Source organism: Pseudomonas fluorescens (assembly GCF_000967965.1).
GTDB lineage: Bacteria > Pseudomonadota > Gammaproteobacteria > Pseudomonadales > Pseudomonadaceae > Aquipseudomonas > Aquipseudomonas grandcourensis.
Genome location: NZ_LACC01000016.1, coordinates 48270 through 65628 on the forward strand (window position 1 = coordinate 48270; position 17359 = coordinate 65628).

The 17359-nt window shown below is 60.8% G+C and carries 15 protein-coding genes; 9 read left to right on the forward strand and 6 right to left on the reverse strand.

The window, feature by feature from the left end:
- Positions 1–990: a sulfate/molybdate ABC transporter ATP-binding protein gene (locus VC35_RS13595; protein ID WP_046040728.1), complete on the forward strand. Its 990-nt coding sequence runs from the start codon at positions 1–3 to the stop codon at positions 988–990.
- Between the two features lie 90 nt (positions 991–1080).
- On the opposite strand, the gene VC35_RS13600 is transcribed toward VC35_RS13595, so the two are convergent.
- Positions 1081–1605: an Mpo1 family 2-hydroxy fatty acid dioxygenase gene (locus VC35_RS13600; protein WP_046040729.1), complete on the reverse strand. Its 525-nt coding sequence runs from the start codon at positions 1603–1605 to the stop codon at positions 1081–1083.
- Between the two features lie 84 nt (positions 1606–1689).
- On the opposite strand from VC35_RS13600, the gene VC35_RS13605 reads away from it, so the two are divergent.
- The 3 genes from VC35_RS13605 (at position 1690) to VC35_RS13615 (ending at position 3969) form a co-directional block, all read left to right on the forward strand.
- Positions 1690–2376, forward strand: coding sequence for a Crp/Fnr family transcriptional regulator (locus tag VC35_RS13605; RefSeq protein ID WP_046040730.1), 687 nt, complete (start codon positions 1690–1692; stop codon positions 2374–2376).
- Positions 2377–2495: 119 nt separating this feature from the next.
- Positions 2496–2744: a helix-turn-helix domain-containing protein gene (locus tag VC35_RS13610; RefSeq protein ID WP_046040887.1), complete on the forward strand. Its 249-nt coding sequence runs from the start codon at positions 2496–2498 to the stop codon at positions 2742–2744.
- Positions 2737–3969: a type II toxin-antitoxin system HipA family toxin gene (locus tag VC35_RS13615; protein ID WP_046040731.1), complete on the forward strand. Its 1233-nt coding sequence runs from the start codon at positions 2737–2739 to the stop codon at positions 3967–3969. Before VC35_RS13610 ends, VC35_RS13615 begins: the two co-directional genes overlap by 8 nt.
- Here the strand turns inward: VC35_RS13615 and VC35_RS13620 are convergent, their stop codons facing one another.
- Complete coding sequence (locus tag VC35_RS13620; RefSeq protein ID WP_046040732.1) at positions 3970–4974, reverse strand: AraC family transcriptional regulator; 1005 nt, start codon at positions 4972–4974, stop codon at positions 3970–3972.
- Positions 4975–5074: 100 nt separating this feature from the next.
- On the opposite strand from VC35_RS13620, the gene VC35_RS13625 reads away from it, so the two are divergent.
- Positions 5075–6148: a fatty acid desaturase gene (locus VC35_RS13625; RefSeq protein ID WP_046040733.1), complete on the forward strand. Its 1074-nt coding sequence runs from the start codon at positions 5075–5077 to the stop codon at positions 6146–6148.
- Positions 6149–6271: 123 nt separating this feature from the next.
- On the opposite strand, the gene VC35_RS13630 is transcribed toward VC35_RS13625, so the two are convergent.
- Genes VC35_RS13630 through VC35_RS13640 form a run of 3 tightly spaced genes read right to left on the reverse strand, consistent with a single transcriptional unit; the run spans position 6272 to position 10308 of the window.
- Positions 6272–7882, reverse strand: a complete 1611-nt coding sequence (locus VC35_RS13630) for an arylsulfatase (protein ID WP_046040734.1) — start codon at positions 7880–7882, stop codon at positions 6272–6274.
- 15 nt (positions 7883–7897) lie between these two features.
- Entirely contained in the window at positions 7898–8713 is an 816-nt protein-coding gene (locus tag VC35_RS13635) for an ABC transporter ATP-binding protein (protein WP_046040735.1), read from the reverse strand.
- Complete coding sequence (locus tag VC35_RS13640; protein ID WP_046040736.1) at positions 8710–10308, reverse strand: ABC transporter permease; 1599 nt, start codon at positions 10306–10308, stop codon at positions 8710–8712. The genes VC35_RS13635 and VC35_RS13640 overlap by 4 nt, the downstream gene beginning before the upstream one ends.
- Positions 10309–10587: 279 nt before the next feature.
- On the opposite strand from VC35_RS13640, the gene VC35_RS13645 reads away from it, so the two are divergent.
- The gene (locus VC35_RS13645) at positions 10588–11601 is read left to right on the forward strand and encodes an ABC transporter substrate-binding protein (protein WP_046040737.1); all 1014 of its coding nucleotides are present in this window, start codon (positions 10588–10590) and stop codon (positions 11599–11601) included.
- A 141-nt stretch (positions 11602–11742) separates the two neighbouring features.
- On the opposite strand, the gene VC35_RS13650 is transcribed toward VC35_RS13645, so the two are convergent.
- On the reverse strand, positions 11743–12663 hold the full coding sequence (locus tag VC35_RS13650; RefSeq protein WP_046040738.1) for a LysR family transcriptional regulator: 921 nt from the start codon (positions 12661–12663) through the stop codon (positions 11743–11745).
- A 183-nt stretch (positions 12664–12846) separates the two neighbouring features.
- On the opposite strand from VC35_RS13650, the gene VC35_RS13655 reads away from it, so the two are divergent.
- From VC35_RS13655 to VC35_RS13665, 3 genes are all read left to right on the forward strand, one after another.
- Positions 12847–13767: a TauD/TfdA dioxygenase family protein gene (locus VC35_RS13655; RefSeq protein WP_046040739.1), complete on the forward strand. Its 921-nt coding sequence runs from the start codon at positions 12847–12849 to the stop codon at positions 13765–13767.
- Between the two features lie 134 nt (positions 13768–13901).
- Positions 13902–16262, forward strand: a complete 2361-nt coding sequence (locus VC35_RS13660; protein WP_046040740.1) for a TonB-dependent receptor — start codon at positions 13902–13904, stop codon at positions 16260–16262.
- Between the two features lie 259 nt (positions 16263–16521).
- Positions 16522–17331, forward strand: a complete 810-nt coding sequence (locus VC35_RS13665; protein ID WP_046040741.1) for an energy transducer TonB — start codon at positions 16522–16524, stop codon at positions 17329–17331.
- Positions 17332–17359: the final 28 nt, after the last annotated feature.

Here is a 17359-nt window from a genome sequence, read left to right on the forward strand (position 1 = left end):
ATGTCGATCGAAGTGCGTAACGTCAGCAAGAACTTCCATGCCTTCAAGGCGCTGGACAACATCAGCCTGGACATCCAGAGCGGCGAACTTGTCGCGTTGCTCGGTCCGTCGGGCTGCGGCAAGACCACGCTGCTGCGGATCATCGCCGGCCTGGAGACCCCGGACCAGGGCAACATCGTGTTCCACGGTGAAGACGTTTCCGGCCACGACGTGCGTGATCGCAACGTCGGTTTCGTGTTCCAGCACTACGCCCTGTTCCGCCACATGACGGTGTTTGACAACGTCGCGTTCGGCCTGCGCATGAAGCCGAAAAACCAGCGTCCGAGCGAAAGTCAGATCGCAACCAAAGTTCACGAACTGCTGAACATGGTGCAACTGGACTGGTTGTCGGATCGCTACCCGGAGCAACTCTCCGGCGGTCAGCGCCAGCGCATTGCCCTGGCCCGAGCGCTGGCGGTGGAGCCGAAAGTGCTGCTGCTCGACGAGCCTTTCGGCGCCCTCGACGCCAAGGTCCGTAAAGAGTTGCGCCGCTGGTTGGCGCGCCTGCACGAAGACATCAACCTGACCTCGGTGTTCGTGACCCACGACCAGGAAGAAGCGATGGAAGTCGCGGACCGTATCGTGGTGATGAACAAGGGTGTGATCGAGCAGATCGGTTCACCGGGTGACGTTTACGAAAACCCCGCCAGCGATTTCGTCTATCACTTCCTCGGTGATTCGAACCGACTGCACCTGGGCGAAGACAAGCACGTGCTGTTCCGCCCGCACGAGGTGTCGCTGTCACGCCATGAACTGGAAGATCACCACGCGGCTGAAGTGCGCGATATTCGACCGCTGGGCGCGACGACGCGGGTGACGTTGAAGGTCGAAGGGCAGAGCGATCTGATCGAAGCCGAAGTGGTCAAGGATCACGACAGTCTGGTCGGGTTGGCGAAGGGCGAGACGCTGTTCTTCAAGCCGAAGGTCTGGCAGAAGGTTGCCAACATCTAAAGCAAAAGCTTCGCGAGCAGGCTCGCTCTCACAGGGATTCTATGTACTCCGTAGATCTCCTGTGGGAGCGGGCTTGCTCGCGATTGCAATCTAAACAGCCGCACGCTTCGGATTGACCCGCACCTCACCCGCCCGCGCCTCAATCTGCTCTTTCAGGTCATGCCGCATCCCCAGCATGAACGCCAGCTCGGCCACCACGAACAACGGCCCGACAATCAACCCGGTCACGTCATCGACAAATGCCGGTTTGCGCCCTTCGTAGTGATGGCCGACAAACTGGATCGCCCAGCCGATCACGAACATCGCCACGCCGCTGCCCAGCCAGACCAGCGTGCTTTGCTGCGCCAGCGCATGGCCTGCCCACACCGACAGACCGAGCAATACCGTCATCAACACGCCCAGGCGCAACTCCAGGCGCAGGTAAAACCATGCCGATGCCAGTGAGACGAGCACCGCCGGTGACATCCACACGCCGCCCAGCGACCATTCGGGCCGCGACAGCAACACCGCGACGGCCACCACGATCAGCGGAATGCCGATAAAGTGCGAGGCGATGTTGCGCGGGTCACGGTGGTAGGCGGCGTATTGACTGAGGTGGTCGACGAGGTTTTTCATTGTTGTTCTCCTGTGGGGTGATTGATCATGCCCCGGGGGTCACTTCCCGCTCTGTCAGCCAGGCGACAATCTCTAGGAGTTTTCATGGATATGCAGGTCTGGCGTCCACGCCTGATGAGCGGTCAGTGGTTCAGCCATTTGCCTGTTTCCCTTCAGGATAGCCTGCTGTCGGCGGCCAGGCTGCGGCGCCTGTCACCGGGTCAGCGGCTGTTCAAACGTGGCGATCCGCCCTGCGGCCTGTACGCGGTGCTTGAAGGCGCGGTGCGCGTCGGTGCCGTGAGTGAGCAGGGCAAGGAAGCATTGCTGAGCCTGGTGGAGCCGCCGCACTGGTTCGGCGAAATCTGCCTGTTCGACGGTCAGCCGCGCACCCACGATGCCTACGGCGCGGGCCAGTGCACGCTGCTGCACATCCCCCAGAACACCTTGCTGGCGCTGCTCGATGAGCATCCGCAGCACTGGCGGCAACTGGCGTTGCTGATGAGCCAGAAATTGCGCATGACCTTCATCAACCTCGAACAACTGAGCCTGTTGCCGGCCCCGGCACGGCTGGCGCACCGCTTGCTGATGATCGCCGAAGGCTATGGCGAGACCGCCCCACCGCGCCGCGTCCTGCAACTGCCCCAGGAGCAGCTTGCCGCCATGTTGTCGCTGTCACGCCAGACCACCAACCAGATCCTCAAGGAGTTGCAGGGGCAGGGGGTCATCGGGCTGAGTTACGGCGAAATCGAAATCCTGGATGCTGCCCGGTTGCGGGTATTGGCGATGGTTTGATGCCCGGTAGGGGGGGGCGTCAGCAAATGTAGCTGGACTTCAATCATGATCTGCACTAAATACAATGCATAATCGTTAAGTTGATAAATTATGCACTGTATACGATGCGCGGTGGTGAAATGGAAAACCTTGGCAAGCTGATCCGAACCTTACGCAAGGAAAGAAAACTCTCCCAGCAGACACTGGCACAGCAATACGGAATGAGCCGGGCGACGATCTCCGGCATCGAAAACAACACCCTCTCCGAAATTGGTCTGCGCAAGGTCGAGGCGATCCTCAATGGCTTCGGTTATGAGCTGACTGCCGTGCCGCGACAGTCGAAGCGGCCGACGCTGGACACCCTGAAAAAGGTGGATTTCCATGGATGAGCCACAGGAAAAGGATCGACTGGCTATCAGCGTTTCCAACAGTGCGGTGGGAGTCCTTGGCCGTGGTCAGTCTCCTGTTGATACCGTGTTTGCCTACGCCGAAAACGCGCCCGAACAAAACGCCGTCTCGTTGACCATGCCGGTGCGGCTGGAGAGCTACGCGTGGGAGTCGGGCGTTCCACCGGTTTTTGAAATGAATCTGCCTGAAGGCGCCCTGCGCGATGAATTGACTCGTCGCTTCAGCAAGGCCGTCCGAGGGTTTGACGATTTTTCGATGCTTGCCATCGTCGGCCCGCACCAGCTCGGAAGAGTCGGCATTTCAAAGGCCCAGGGTCCGGGCGACCAGCCACCTGAAACCAGCCTGGCGGACTTACTTGTACATGATGGTGCGCAAGGTCTGTTCGAGGACCTCTTGCAGACCTATGGCCAGTACTCAGGCGTTTCCGGTGTACAGCCGAAGGTACTGGTGCGTGACAGCGCGTCAACCATCGATCGATTGTCCCACCGGGGGGCGACGCATCTGGTCAAGGCCTTTCGTCCTGAGCAATACCCGGAGCTCGCTGCCAATGAATATTTCTGCATGCGGGCGGCGTTGCATTCGGGTCTTGAGGTGCCGAAGTTTGAACTCAGTGAGCACGGCAAGTTTTTGATCGTTGAACGCTTCGACCTGAATGAAAAAGGTTACCTGGGGTTCGAGGACTTCTGCGTGCTCAATGCCTGGCCATCAAAAGCCAAATACGATGGTTCGTACGAAGGTGCGGCCAAGCAGATCAAAGCCTTTGTTTCTCCGCCTTTGCTCAATCAGGCACTGGAGTCGTTTTTCAAAATCGTCGCGCTGTCATCGGGTCTGAAAAATGGCGACGCGCACCTCAAGAACTTTGGCGTTCTTTACGAAGACTGTGGTGTCGATGCACCAATCAGCCTGGCACCTGCCTACGACATCATCACCACGTCGGTCTACATCAAGACCGATAGCATGGCTTTGCTATTGGGCGGATCGAAGGCGTGGCCCAAGCACAAAATGCTGATGCGATTTGGTCGCTCCGCCTGCAATTTGACCGAGGGGCGCTGTAACGAATTGCTGCAACAGGTCATCCATGGGATGGCAATGGCGATGGGCGAGATGGGCCATCACATAAAGGCAAACAGTGCCTTTGCCGAGGTTGGAGAGGCGATGCTGGAGCAGTGGAACGAGGGTATTGCGCGCAGTCTGGTCAAAGGCTGATCAGCGCAACCCATCCCGAAACTGCCCAGGCGTCATCCCCGTCCAGCGCTTGAACGCGCGGCTGAAGCTGCTGGTGTCGGCAAACCCGAGCAGATAACTGATCTCGCTCAACGAACATTGCGGGTCACGCAGGTGCAGCAGCGCAAGGTTTTCGCGGCTTTCGTTGAGCAGTGTGTCGAACCGGCAGCCTTCATCGGCCAGGTGCCGTTGCAGGCTGCGCAGGCTCAGGTGCAGGGCCTTGGCGATGTGTTCGGCGCTGGGTTCGCCTTCGGGCAGTTGTTCTTCAATGGCATCGCGGACCTTGCGTTCCCACGTCAGCAGCTTGAGTTGCGCCAGGGTGCGCTTGAGCACGGTTTCGTTGTGTTCGGCCAACTCCGGGTTGGCGTCGTCCAGGTGGCTGTCGAAGTCGATGAGGGCGAATTCCAGCCGGTCCTCGTCGGCGCCGAAGTGCACGGGCGAGCGAAAGACTTTATGCCATTGGTGCGCGTCTGCCGGCTCCGGGCGGCGCAGGTAGGTCGCCAGCGGCGCGTAGTCGCGACCCAGGCGATTGCGGCAGGTGCGCACGTAAATCGCCATGAACGCATCAATGGCTTCGAGGGCCGGGGCCGGGTTGCCCATCGGAATTTTCAGGCGGAAACAGTAGCGATCTTCGGCGCGGGTCAGTTCCAGTTCCAGGGCATCGCTGACTACCTGGTGATAGCGCACGATGCGCTCGAACACTTCCCGCAGGCTGCCGCTGGCGACCAACGCATAACCCAGCGCATGGAAGGTAGTCGGGCTGACGAAACGCGAAACCCGCAAACCAATCGCCGGGTCGCCGCTGGCCTGCACCGCCAGATTCCACAGGTGCGTGGTGCCCGACAGCGGATAACGCGCGTTCGGGTCGTCCATCAGTTGCGGGTCGAGCCCCGCTTGCTGGCACAGGGCGGTGCTGTCGATGCCCAAGGCATCGAGTTGCTTGCGCAGGGCGCGGGTCCAGCTGGCGAGGGAGGTCGGTTCAGTCATGCTGATTGGCGCTTCCAGTCAACAGGTTGGCGTTCTCGGCTACCGCGTTGCGAGGGTTCGCAAGGCAGGATGCAACCATCAATAACCAGAGGATGGAAGCATGGACCGTACTTCTGCAAGCCCCCAACGACTGAATGCAGCTCAACGATCGGCCCATATCCGTGAAGTGGTGCTGGCCAGAGGTGTCGAGTTGCGCGAGCAATACCCGATTCTCAAGCATCAGGACGCCCTCGGCGCGGGCATTCTGGCCTTCGCCATCGCTGGTATGGTCGGTTCGGCGGCGCTCTACGTGAGCGGGCACATGGCATGGTGGGCGTGCCTGCTGCTCAACGCTTTTTTCGCCTCGTTGACCCATGAGCTGGAACACGACCTGATCCACAGCATGTACTTCCGCAAGCGGAAGGTGCTGCACAACCTGATGATGGGGTTGGTGTGGCTGGCGCGGCCAAGCACCATCAACCCGTGGATTCGCCGCCATCTGCACCTCAATCACCACAAGGTGTCGGGCTCTGAAACCGACATGGAAGAACGCGCCATCACCAACGGCGAACCTTGGGGCATCGCGCGATTCTTGATGATTGGCGACAACATGATGTCGTCGTTCATCCGCATGCTGCGGGCTAAGACCTGGGCGCAAAAGATCAGCATCGTCCAGCGCACCCTGAAGGTCTACGCACCGCTGGCGCTGATGCATTGGGGTACTTGGTACGTGTTTCTCGGCTTCCACGCAGCGAACGGCATTGCGCATCTGATGGGCGCACCGATCGAATGGTCGGCAACGACGTTGTCGGTGATGCAGGTGATCGACATCGCGGCGGTGGTGATCATCGGCCCGAACGTGTTGCGCACGTTCTGCCTGCACTTCATCAGCTCGAACATGCACTACTACGGTGACGTGGAGCCGGGCAACGTGATGCAGCAGTGCCAGGTGCTGAACGCCTGGTGGCTGTGGCCGTTGCAGGCGTTCTGCTTCAACTTCGGCAGCAGCCACGGGATCCATCACTTTGTGGTGAAGGAACCGTTCTACATCCGTCAATTGACCGTGCGGGTGGGGCACAAGGTGATGCGCGAGATGGGTGTGCGGTTCAATGATTTCGGCACGTTTGCGCGGGCCAACCGGTTTGAGCGCAAGGAAGAGGCGGTAGGTGTTAGGACACAAACCGCTCAAGTCTGACTCGTACTTGTGGCGAGGGAGCTTGCTCCCGTTGGGCTGCGTAGCAGCCCCCTTCGTTTTCGGGATAAGGGGGTCGCTTCGCGACCCAGCGGGAGCAAGCTCCCTCGCCACAGGGGGTAATGTTTAGTCTGGCTGAAACGGCGACTCACTCAATATCACCCCAGTCTCATCCACATACCGCTGCCAATGCTCGATCAAGGCACTGAGCTTGTGCGGTTGGCTCGACGCCAGGTCATGAATCTCCCCCGGATCACTGCCAAGGTCATACAGCTGCCAGGTCGCCGGCCCCACCGGTCCCGGGATGTACACCGCCTTCCATTGGCCCTGCCGAATCGCCCGTCGCCCAAACAGTTCCCACCCGGTAACGGTGTGCTCGTCATGCACTTGCGCCGTCTCGCCCGACAGAAACCCCAGCCACGACTTGCCGCGAACTTCCGCCACGGGTTTGCCGTGCCATTGCTTGCCCGGATGGCGCACGCCGGCAAGATCCAGAATGGTCGGCGTGATGTCCATCACGGTGCCGAAACCGTGGCTGATCTGGCCCTTCAGCGGCAGCTGCGGGTAGTGCACCAGCGCCGGAACACGGATCCCGCCCTCGGTGGTGAAGGCTTTGAACAACCGCGACGGCGCGGTCGCCACTTGCGCCCAGTTCGGCCCGTACCAGACGTAGGAGTTGGCGCGGCCGATGTTGTCCAGGCTGTTGTCGTAATGCTGGTTGAGATAGGTCAGCAACTGCGGGCCGAATTTCGGAAAGGCCTCCAGCAGCGCCCCTTCGGCACCGTTATCGGACATGAACAGGATGAAGGTGTTGTCCAGTTGCCCTTGCTGGCGCAAGTAATCGACGACGCGCCCGATGTTCCAGTCCATGCGCTCGACCATCGCCGCGTAAACCTCCATGGCCCGCGCAGAAATTTGCCGTTGCTCATCGCTCAGGGCATCCCACTGTGCAGTCAACTGGATCAACGGATGCGGTTCGACATCGGCCTCGATCAGCCCCAGTTTCTTGAGTTTTTCCAGGCGCTCAAGTCGCAGCACTTCAGGGCCGGCGTCATAGCGCCCGCGGTATTTTTCCACCACCTCGGCCGGCGCCTGCAATGGCCAGTGCGGCGCGGAAAACGGCAGGTAGGCGAAGAACGGCCGGGTCTGGTCGCGCTCCTTGAGGTATTGCAGCAGCTTGTCGCCAAAGGCATCGGAGGAATAGAAATCCTTGGGCAGCTCATCGATGAATTGGTCGTCTTCGATGTACAGCGCCGGGGTGGATTTCAGCAGCCGTGGCGTCGTTTCATCGTAGGTCGGCTCGAAGCCGTAATGGTTGGCGGCGCCGGGCAACAGCGAAAACGAACGCTCGAAACCCCGGGCGTGAGGCGCCCGTTCTGCGGTCAGGCCCAGGTGCCATTTGCCGCTCATCAAGGTCTGATAACCGGCCTCGCGCAGCAGCTCGGGCAGGGCCACCACGCGGTCGTTCAGATGCCCTTCGTAACCCGGTTTGCCGATCAGGTCCGGGGTCAATGCTTCGGCCATGGTGCCGATGCCGGCGATGTGGTGGTCGGTGCCGGTGAGCAGCATCGAGCGGGTCGGCGAGCAGGTTGGTGCGGTGTGAAAATCGGTCAGGCGCAGGCCATTGTTGGCCAATGCATCGAGGTTCGGCGTGTTGATTTCACCACCGAAAGCGCCGAGGTCGGAAAAGCCCAGGTCATCGGCCAGGATCACTAGAAAGTTGGGACGTTGCGGCATCAAGATTTTCCTTTTTCAGTAGGCAATGAAGGACAACGGCAGATCGCGGACCTGCACCGGCACGGGGGGCTGGTAGTGATCGTCGCTGGTGAGTTCGTGAAGCAGTTCTTCGCGCAGCTGGTGGAAGTCGAAACTGCTGCGCTGGCGCGGATGGGGCAGGGCAATGTCGACCACTTGCTTGATCCGCCCCGGACGCGGCTCCATCACCACCACGCGGTCGGCGAGGAAGATCGCTTCCTCGACATCGTGAGTGACCAGCACGGTGGTGATTTTTGCCCGGGCGCGGATCGCCAGCAGTTCGTCCTGCATCTGCTGGCGGGTCAGCGCATCGAGGGCGCCGAAGGGCTCGTCCAGCAGCAGAATCCGTGGGCTGGTCACCAGACCACGAGCGATGGCCACGCGCTGCGCCATGCCGCCGGAGAGCTGGTGCGGATAGGCGCGGGCGAAGTCGCTCAAGCCCACCAATTCGATAAAATCGCTGATGCGCTTGTGCTTTTGTGCAGCGCTGAGTGGCTCGTTGACCAGGCCCAGGCCGATGTTGTCGGCCACGCTCAGCCACGGGAACAAACGGTGTTCCTGAAAGACGATGCCGCGCTCGCCGCCGATGCCGGTGACGGCTTTTCCGTCCACGCTGATCTGCCCGCGAAACTGCGTATCGAGGCCCACCAGCAGCCGCAGCAAAGTGGATTTGCCGCAACCGCTGGAGCCGACGATGGCGACGAACTCGCCCTCGGCGATGTCCAGGTTGAATTCACGAATGGCCTCAAGTGTGAAGCCGTCGACGTCGAAGGTTTTGCCCACGTGATTGAAGCTGACAATCGGTGCGTTCATGCGTGTCTCCAGCGAGTGGCGCGGATTTCCAGGCGTTGGCCAATGAGGTTGAGCAGGGCACCGGTCAGGCCCACCAGCAGCATGCCGGCCATGATCAGGTCCATGCGCAGCAGTTGCTGGGCGCCGATCATCTGGCTGCCGATGCCGCCGTTGGACGGCATGAAATATTCGGCGCCGATGGTGCCGAGCCAGGCGTAGATCAGGCTCAACCGAAGCCCTGCAAAAATCCCCGGCGCAGCGCCCGGTAGCACCAGTCGACCGAGGCGCTGGCGCAGATTCAGGCGCAACACCTGCGCGGCCTCGTTCAGTTGCGGCGACAGGTGGGCGACGCTGCGTTGGGTGGCGATAAACAGCGGGAAAAAGGCGGCCAGGGCAACGAACACCCACTTGGCCAATTCCCCCAGACCGAACCACGCGGTGAGCAGCGGCACCCAGGCGAAAATGGCGATCTGGCGGATAGCGGCGAGGGTTGGGCCGAGCACGCGTTCACTGGTGCGCGACAACCCCAGCAGCAATCCCAAGGTAAACCCGAGCCCGCCACCGAGCAGCAATCCGCCAAGGGTTCGGCCCAGGCTCAGGGCCATGCCGCCAATCAGCGTGCCGTCGAGCAGGCCATTCCAGGTGGTGTGCAGGACGGCCAGCGGGCTGACCAGAATGTTCGCGTCAATCCATTGCTGATCCGAGGCCAGTTGCCACAAGGCCAGAAGCGCCAATGGCAGCAGCCACGGTTGCAATCGCTGCCAACCTTGATAACGCGGCCCGCGACGGATTTCGGCGGTAGCCGGGTGGGGCCAGTGCACCAGTTTCCTGTCCAGCAGGCCGATGCCGCGATCCATCGCCACGCCGATCAAGCCGATCACCACGATGCACACGAACACGATGTCGAGCATGAACAGCTGTCGCGCCCAGACCATCAGGTAGCCGATGCCTTCGCTGGAAGCGAGCAGCTCGACAGCGAGCAGTGAAGTCCAGCCGGCGGCCAGCGCGAGGCGCACACCGGCCATGAATGCCGGCAGCGCGGCAGGCAGCACCAGACGGCGGATCAACAGGTGCCTGGGCAAGCGCAACACGGCAGCGGCTTCGCGCAGCTTTGGTTGTGCGTCGCGCACGCCGACGAGCGCATGCAGGGTCACCGGCACCACGATGGCCTTGATCAACACCACCAGTTTCAGCACTTCCCCGATGCCGAAAAACACCATGAACAACGGAATCCAGGCCAGGGTCGGGACTTGCGCCAACCCGGCGAAGGTTGGAAATACCAGACGCTCCAGTCGACGACTGAAACCCAGCGCCGCACCCAACACAGCACCTGCGCTGATCCCGGCCAGCAGTCCCCAGAACAAGCGTTGCAGGCTGATCCACAAGTGGCTCCACAACTCGCCTTGGGACAGTTCCAGTGCGCTGCTCCAGACCAGGCTCGGCGCCGGCAGGATCTGCTCGCTCATCCAGTGATTGCGGCTGGCGAGCCACCAGAGTGTGAACAGGGTGATCGGCAGCAACCAAGGCAACAGCCGACGATTCAGGCTGGGCCAGAGGCGCTGGTTTTCCAGTGGTGGCGCGGCCAGCGGCAGGCTGAGAAGGGAAACACGGGCCATGGATGACCTCCGTTGTCGGTGTATGCAAAATCGATCTATAAAAATTCAATTCAATGCTATTGAGAGATAAGCAAAGCCATTTAAGGCCTCCAGCTCAGCTGCATCCAATGCATTCGAAGAATATTTTCGATGCCGTTCCTGCATACCTGGCCAAGAGGCCCGGATGCGTTGATATAGATCTAAACGATCTAAAAATGTGAATTTATAGTATTTAAATGTTGGTTCCACTTCGGTCTACTTTCGGCTCCTCAACGCCCGTTGCCCCAAGGAGCCGCACCCATGAACCTTCCCTTCAAACGTGTCATCAGTCTGTTCGCCGCACCGGCCCTGGCGGGGCTGCTGGCTTTCACGGTCAACGCCGATGAGCTCAAGGAAATCCGCATCGCCGTGCCGGACCTGAGTGCGGGGACCCAGCACAGTGGTGGCGGTGTCGTGGATGTACTGCGTGATCAACAGATCTTCGAAAAGGCTTTCGCTGATCAAGGCATCAAAATTCAGTGGAGCTTCTTCAAGGGCGCAGGCCCGGTGATCAACGAGGCGTTCGCCAACGGTCAGGTTGACCTGGCCTACCTCGGCGATCTGGCGGCCATCATCGGCAAGTCCAATGGCCTGGATACGCGACTGCTCAGCGCCTCGGCGCGCGGGGTGAAGCATTACCTCGGCGTAGTGCCGGGTTCGGGGATCAAGACCCTGCAGGACCTCAAGGGCAAACGCGTGGCCATCTTCCGTGGCACCGCCAGCCAGTTGTCCTTCGATGCGGCGCTGGCCAGCCAGGGGTTGAGCGAGAAGGATGTGAAAGTCATCAACCTCGACTTCAACGCGGCGGTCGCGGCGCTGGCGGCGAAGCAGATCGACGCCTCGTGGGGCGGTTCCGGGCTGACGGCGTTGCAAGCCAAGGGGCTGGCCGAGTTGCCGCTCAATACCAAGGACCTGGGCGGCGCCGGCAGCGTGCAGGCGGTGCTGATAGGGACCGGGAAGTTTGTCGATGCGCATCCGGAGGCGGTGGCGAAACTGCTCAAGGCCCAACAGCAGGCCGTGGAGTGGCTGACCCGGGACAGCAACAAGGACGCCTACATTCAGTTGGTGTCGGGGCTGGCGAGTTATCCACCGGTAATTCTTTCTCAGGATTTGAAGGATCAGAAACTGAGTGAGGTTTTCCCCTCGACGCTTGACCCGGTGTTCCTTGGCAAATTGCAGGATGCCGTGGACCTGGCGTCGCAGCAGAGGCTGATTCGCAAGTCGTTCAAGGTGAGCGATTGGGTGGCGCCGGAGTTAGCTGCTGCCGGCCTTTAAATTATTACCTGTGGCGAGGGAGCTTGGTCCCGCTGACCGCCGAAGCGGTCCCAATCCTTGTATGCATTCAACTGAGTTCAGTTGACTGGATTGCGACTGCTGCGCAGCCGAGCGGGAGCAAGCTCCCTCGCCACAAAGACATCAAACGGCCACGGCCATCTGCTGCCTGTCCACCGCCACCAACGTCTCGATCATCGCCCGCGCCGCCGGTGACAAGCGGAACCCGGTGCGGCTGACGATCCCGCACCGTGCATTCATGCTCTCGATGTTCTGCGGCAGGTTGCGCCAATGCAGTAACGCCAGTGAACCCTGGGCGATGTCTTCAACAAACGCTTCTTCAGTTCCCACACCAATCGCATTCGATTGCAGCACCACTTTCACCAGCGCCGGGAAATGTTCGGTCTCGATGCTCGGTGAAAAATCCACCCGCCCACTGAGGTTCGCCAGCAGCTTTCGAATGCCTGGCGGGATCATCGTGGTCGCCAGCGGGTAATCGAACATGTCGTTGGTCGACAGGCTCTCCTTGGCCAGCAGCGGGTGCTCGGGGCGGCAGAAAAACACACCGCGCTTGGGCGTCAGGGCCTGGGTCTGGAAGTTCGGGTCGGATTCGAAATGGCGGATGTCGGCGATGAAGAATTCGATCTCCTCACGGCTCAGCGCACGGCTGAGTTTTTCCCAGTTATCCACCTCGAAACAGGTGCGCACTTTCGGGTGCGCGTTGATGAATTGCGCCACCGCATCCGGCACCAGTTTCACCGCAGGTGCCGGGCCGCAACCAAAGCGCAGTTCGCCGGCATCTAGCTTGGTCATCTGCGTCACTTCGGCATTCAAGAGGGCCGCGCCTTGCACCAGGCTGCGGGCATGTTGCAGCACCACCAGGCCTTCGGGGGTGGGGCGCAGATCCTTGTTGCCACGGTCCACCAGGACGCAGCCGAACTCGTGTTCGAGCCCCTGAATGCTGCGGCTGAAGGCAGGCTGGGTAATGCCCATGGCCTCGGCCGCACGCACGAAACTGCGGTGTTCGTCGAGGGCGATGAAGTAACGCAACTGGCGAAGATCCATATGCTTTTCCGGCATCCTAAAAATAGCTCGAAGGCATTTGCGACGAGGGTTGACTGAGGTTTTAAATGCAACCTCTTATTCCGTCAACGAAGCATGTAGATATCTATTAGATCCAAATAGAATATAGATAGAGCAGTGTTTCGCGGCCGGTTCAACCGCAAGCAGTCTGATGAGGGTCTACCCATGAGCAATGCCGCTTTCGCAGTACAACCCGCTGTTCACGCGCTTGAAATCCATCCGGTGGCCGGTCGCATCGGTGCTGAAATCCGTGGCGTACAGCTTTCCGGCGAGCTGGATGCCGCCACTGTTGAAGCCATTCAACAGGCACTGCTGCAATACAAAGTGATCTTCTTCCGCGAGCAGACCCAGCTCGACGATCAACGCCAGGAGGCGTTCGCCCACCTGCTCGGCGAACCGGTGGCGCACCCGACCGTACCGGTGCGCGAAGGCACGCGTTTTCTGCTGGAGCTGGACGGTGCCGAGGGCCAGCGAGCCAGCTCCTGGCACACTGACGTGACCTTCGTCGAGGCCTACCCAAAAGCCTCGATCCTGCGCTCGGTGGTGGCCCCGGCTTTCGGCGGCGACACCCTGTGGGCCAACACTGCCACCGCCTATGACGGGTTGTCGACGGAGCTGCGTGAACTGGCCGACAAACTGGTCGCCGTGCACAGCAACGAATACGACTACGCCGGCACCCGGCCTGACGTCTCGGCCGAGAAGCTGGAGCGCTATCGCAAGATCTTCACCTCGACCGTGTACGAGACCGAGCACCCAGTGGTCCGCGTGCACCCGATCAGCGGTGAGAAGAGCCTGTTGCTGGGGCATTTCGTCAAACGCATCAAGGGCTATTCCCAGGCCGATTCGGCGCACCTGTTCGGTCTGTTGCAGAGCCATGTGATCCGCCAGGAAAACATCGTGCGCTGGCGCTGGAAGGCTGGCGATGTGGCGATCTGGGACAACCGCTCCACCCAGCATTACGCGGTGGATGACTACGGGACCCAGGACCGCATCGTGCGCCGGGTGACGCTCAAGGGCGAGGTAGCGGTAGGTGTGAATGGGCAGGTCAGCCAGACGGTGAAAGGGCCGGATATCGACGGCGTCTGACCTGACGCTATCGCGAGCAGGCTCGCTCCCACACTGACCGTGTGAACACTGGAGATCCCCTGTGGGAGCGAGCTTGCCCGCGATGGCGGCCTGGCAAGCAACAAAGAATATACTTTGATCGGGAACCCCGCCTTATGAGTCCGTTGCACGTCGCTTCAACCTCTTCACCCCAACGGCTCAAACGCCTGCCACTGGCCTTGTTGCTGGCAGGCAGCGCCAGTTGGACCCAAGGCTATGCGGCCGAAAGCGCTACCCCTGAATCCACACCTGCCAAGACCGCCACGGCCGACAGTGCACAATTGGAAACCGTGACGGTCACCACTCGTCGCCGCGAAGAAAGTTCGCAGGATGTGCCGACGCCGATGAGCGTGGTCAGCGGCCAGACCCTGGAAACCCAGCGGGTCTATCGCATCCAGGATCTGCAGCAGCTGGTGCCCAGCGTCAACGTCGCCTACATGCATGCGCGCCAGTCCAGCGTGTCGATCCGTGGCCTGGGCAACAACCCGGCCAGCGATGGCCTGGAAGGCAGTGTCGGCCTGTACATCGACAACGTTTACCTTGGCCGTCCCGGCATGGCCGTATTCGACCTGATGGACATCGAGCAGCTCGAAGTACTGCGTGGTCCGCAGGGCACCTTGTTCGGCAAGAACACCACGGCCGGCGTGATCAACATCAGCACCCGCGCACCGACCTTTACCCCGGAACGCAGCATCGAATCGTCGGTGGGCGAGGATGGATACTTCCAGACCAAGGGCACGATTTCCGGCCCACTGAATGACGAACTCGCCGGACGCTTTTCCGCGTATCGCACCCGCAGCGATGGCGATATCAAGAACGAATTCGATGGTCACAATTTGAACGGCGGCTCGCGCGATGGCTTCCGTGGCCAGTTGCTGTTCAAGCCCAACGAGTCATTCAACCTGCGCTGGATCGGCGACTACAACGAGGAAGACTCAAGCGCCGGCACCCGGGTGTTGTTCAACACCGGGCCGACCATCAATGGTTTCAATCTCTATCAATCGCGGGCCAATGCGGCGGGTGCGACACTGGTTGACGGCACGCACCGCAAGGTCAACCTGAACAACGACCAGCACGTCACCGTGCATCAGGGCGGCACGTCGGTCGAGGCCAACTGGACGCTGCCAAGCGACTTCACCCTGACCTCCATCAGCTCCTATCGTTGGTGGAATTTCACCCCGCGCAACGATGACGGCCTGAACGTAACCGCCTTCCGCAACGCCGGCGTTTCGGTGGAGGATAAGCAGTATTCTCAGGAGTTTCGCCTGGCGTCGCCTGCCGGTGGATTCTTCGATTACGTGCTCGGCGCCTATTACTTCGGTTCCGATCTGGACAACAAATCCTTCACCTTTTACGGCCCGCAAGCGGACATCTGGAACGGCACGCCAAACGGTGCTTTGAACAACATCGACAGTGTTGGCAACGGACATATCGAAACCAACAGCTTCGCGCTGTTCGCCCAAGGCACCTGGCACCTGACTGAGCGTCTGGATTTCACCGCCGGGCTGCGTGGCACCTATGAAGAGAAAAACGCCAGGGTCACCCGTGATGCACCGGCCGGTGGTGCAGCGGTCACCGGTGCGGCGGCTGCGGCTCGACGTGCTCGCGCCGGCGTCTTCGATTCCGGCGATCTGAACCAGTACAGCTCCAGTCCCTCGGGCCTGTTGAACCTCAGCTACCGCCTCACCGACGACCTGCTCACTTACGCCACGTTGTCCCACGGCGAAAAATCCGGCGGGGTCAACCTGGCCGTCGGCACTGCACCGGTGGCCGGTGCCGATTCGCTGCTGATCGGCACCGAGCGCGCCAACAACGCCGAGCTCGGTTTCAAGAGCACCCTGTGGGACCGTCGACTGCAACTCAACGCCAACCTTTTCTGGACCCAGGTCAACGGCTACCAGACCAACGCCTACGACGACGTCAACCGCGTGCAGTTCCTGACCAACGCCGGCTCGGTGCGCTCTCGTGGCGTGGAGTTCGAAAGCACCCTGATCCCGCTGCGCGGCCTGACGCTGAACATCAATGGTTCGTACAACGACGTCAGTTACCTCTCCTACAAGGATGCGCCGTGCCCGCCGGAAGTCAGCCTGGCGCCGGGTGCTCCAGCGTCCTGCGACCTCAGCGGCCATCAAGTAGTCGGTGCTTCGAAATGGATCGGCAACGCCAACGGCGAATACAAATGGAACCTGAGCAACGGCTTCGAAGAGTACGTCACCGCCAGCTATGCGTTTCGCTCCAAAGCGGTGGGCACGGTGGAGGATTCCGACTTTGGGCAGATCCCGAGTTATGCGGTGGTCAACCTGTCCACCGGCCTTCGCGGCGACTTCAACCAGGGGCAGTGGGACGTTTCGTTGTGGCTGAAAAACGCCTTCGACAAAACCTACTACACGACGCTGTGGACGGCCGCCAATGGTGGTTATGAAGGCTTGCTCGGCACACCGCGAACGCTGGGCGTGACCGGTCGATACGACTTCTGACGGCGAAAAACCATGCCTTGGATGAATACTTTCAATGCGGGAAAGGCATCGGTTTTTTTCCACTACGCCGGAGCCCTTGAACGGCGGGCTCTGGCGGTGGGTTGATGGTTTTATATATTCGCTTAAGGTCTAAACATAAGTTTAAACATTACTTTAAGAACTAAGTGTTCCACCCAATGATTGCTCTACCAGGACGTCGTCGGGGGATGTTCAGTACGACGTTCCGGTAAATCGCAAAGAGACCGCAGGGAGTTAAACAATGGGCAATGTCCAGATCGCCGCCAGTGCACATGAGGTGCTGTGGCGCCAGGCACCCGGTGGTGAGTTGGTCGACCTCGGCCGACCGCACCGGGTGCCCTTGGGCCAGTTGCGTTTGCAGCGCGCGCCCAAGGGCGTCCTTCGCCGACGGGAAGCGATCGTGCTGGGCGTGCTGGCGTTGCTGGTGCATGGCGCGGTGATCTACTGGGTCAATCAACAGCCGACCACCGTGCTGCCCATCGTGCCGCCGGAGATTCCGCCGATGACCATCGAGTTCTCGCGTCCGGCGCCACCGGTGGTCGAGCCGCCGCCACCGCAACCTGTCCAGCCTGTGGTGGAGCCGCCTGCTCCCGTGGAAGACGAACTGGCGGTGAAACCACCTCCACCGAAGCCGGTTCCCAAGCCCAAACCTGCCGCCAAACCGGTAGCGAAGCCGGCGCCAAAAGCCGTTGAACAACCACCTGCGCCGCCACAACCGGCAGCGCCTGTCGCGGCCCCGGCGCCACCTGCACCGCCTGCGCCCGCACCTGTGACACCGGCCTCGGCCACCGCCGGTTACTTGAAAAACCCGGCGCCGGAATACCCCTCGCTGGCCCAGCGTAAAGGCTGGGAAGGCACGGTGTTGTTGCGCGTGCATGTGCTGGCCAGCGGCAAGCCCGGCGAGATCCAGCTGCAGAAAAGCAGCGGTCGCGATGCACTCGACGAAGCCGCGCTGAACGCGGTGAAACGCTGGAGTTTCGTGCCGGCCAAGCAAGGTGATGTCGCCCAGGACGGCTGGGTCAGCGTGCCCATCGATTTCAAGATTCATTAAACCGAAACCAAATTCGCGCGAAACGTTT

Coding starts and splice junctions, on each gene's coding strand:
- VC35_RS13595 (WP_046040728.1), top strand. CDS start 1: ATGTCGATCGAAGTGCGTAACGTCAGCAAGAACTTCCATGCCTTCAAG.
- VC35_RS13620 (WP_046040732.1), bottom strand. CDS start 4,974: ATGACTGAACCGACCTCCCTCGCCAGCTGGACCCGCGCCCTGCGCAAG.
- VC35_RS13645 (WP_046040737.1), top strand. CDS start 10,588: ATGAACCTTCCCTTCAAACGTGTCATCAGTCTGTTCGCCGCACCGGCC.
- VC35_RS13660 (WP_046040740.1), top strand. CDS start 13,902: ATGAGTCCGTTGCACGTCGCTTCAACCTCTTCACCCCAACGGCTCAAA.
- VC35_RS13605 (WP_046040730.1), top strand. CDS start 1,690: ATGGATATGCAGGTCTGGCGTCCACGCCTGATGAGCGGTCAGTGGTTC.
- VC35_RS13630 (WP_046040734.1), bottom strand. CDS start 7,882: ATGCCGCAACGTCCCAACTTTCTAGTGATCCTGGCCGATGACCTGGGC.
- VC35_RS13640 (WP_046040736.1), bottom strand. CDS start 10,308: ATGGCCCGTGTTTCCCTTCTCAGCCTGCCGCTGGCCGCGCCACCACTG.
- VC35_RS13650 (WP_046040738.1), bottom strand. CDS start 12,663: ATGGATCTTCGCCAGTTGCGTTACTTCATCGCCCTCGACGAACACCGC.
- VC35_RS13610 (WP_046040887.1), top strand. CDS start 2,496: ATGGAAAACCTTGGCAAGCTGATCCGAACCTTACGCAAGGAAAGAAAA.
- VC35_RS13600 (WP_046040729.1), bottom strand. CDS start 1,605: ATGAAAAACCTCGTCGACCACCTCAGTCAATACGCCGCCTACCACCGT.
- VC35_RS13625 (WP_046040733.1), top strand. CDS start 5,075: ATGGACCGTACTTCTGCAAGCCCCCAACGACTGAATGCAGCTCAACGA.
- VC35_RS13635 (WP_046040735.1), bottom strand. CDS start 8,713: ATGAACGCACCGATTGTCAGCTTCAATCACGTGGGCAAAACCTTCGAC.
- VC35_RS13665 (WP_046040741.1), top strand. CDS start 16,522: ATGGGCAATGTCCAGATCGCCGCCAGTGCACATGAGGTGCTGTGGCGC.
- VC35_RS13655 (WP_046040739.1), top strand. CDS start 12,847: ATGAGCAATGCCGCTTTCGCAGTACAACCCGCTGTTCACGCGCTTGAA.
- VC35_RS13615 (WP_046040731.1), top strand. CDS start 2,737: ATGGATGAGCCACAGGAAAAGGATCGACTGGCTATCAGCGTTTCCAAC.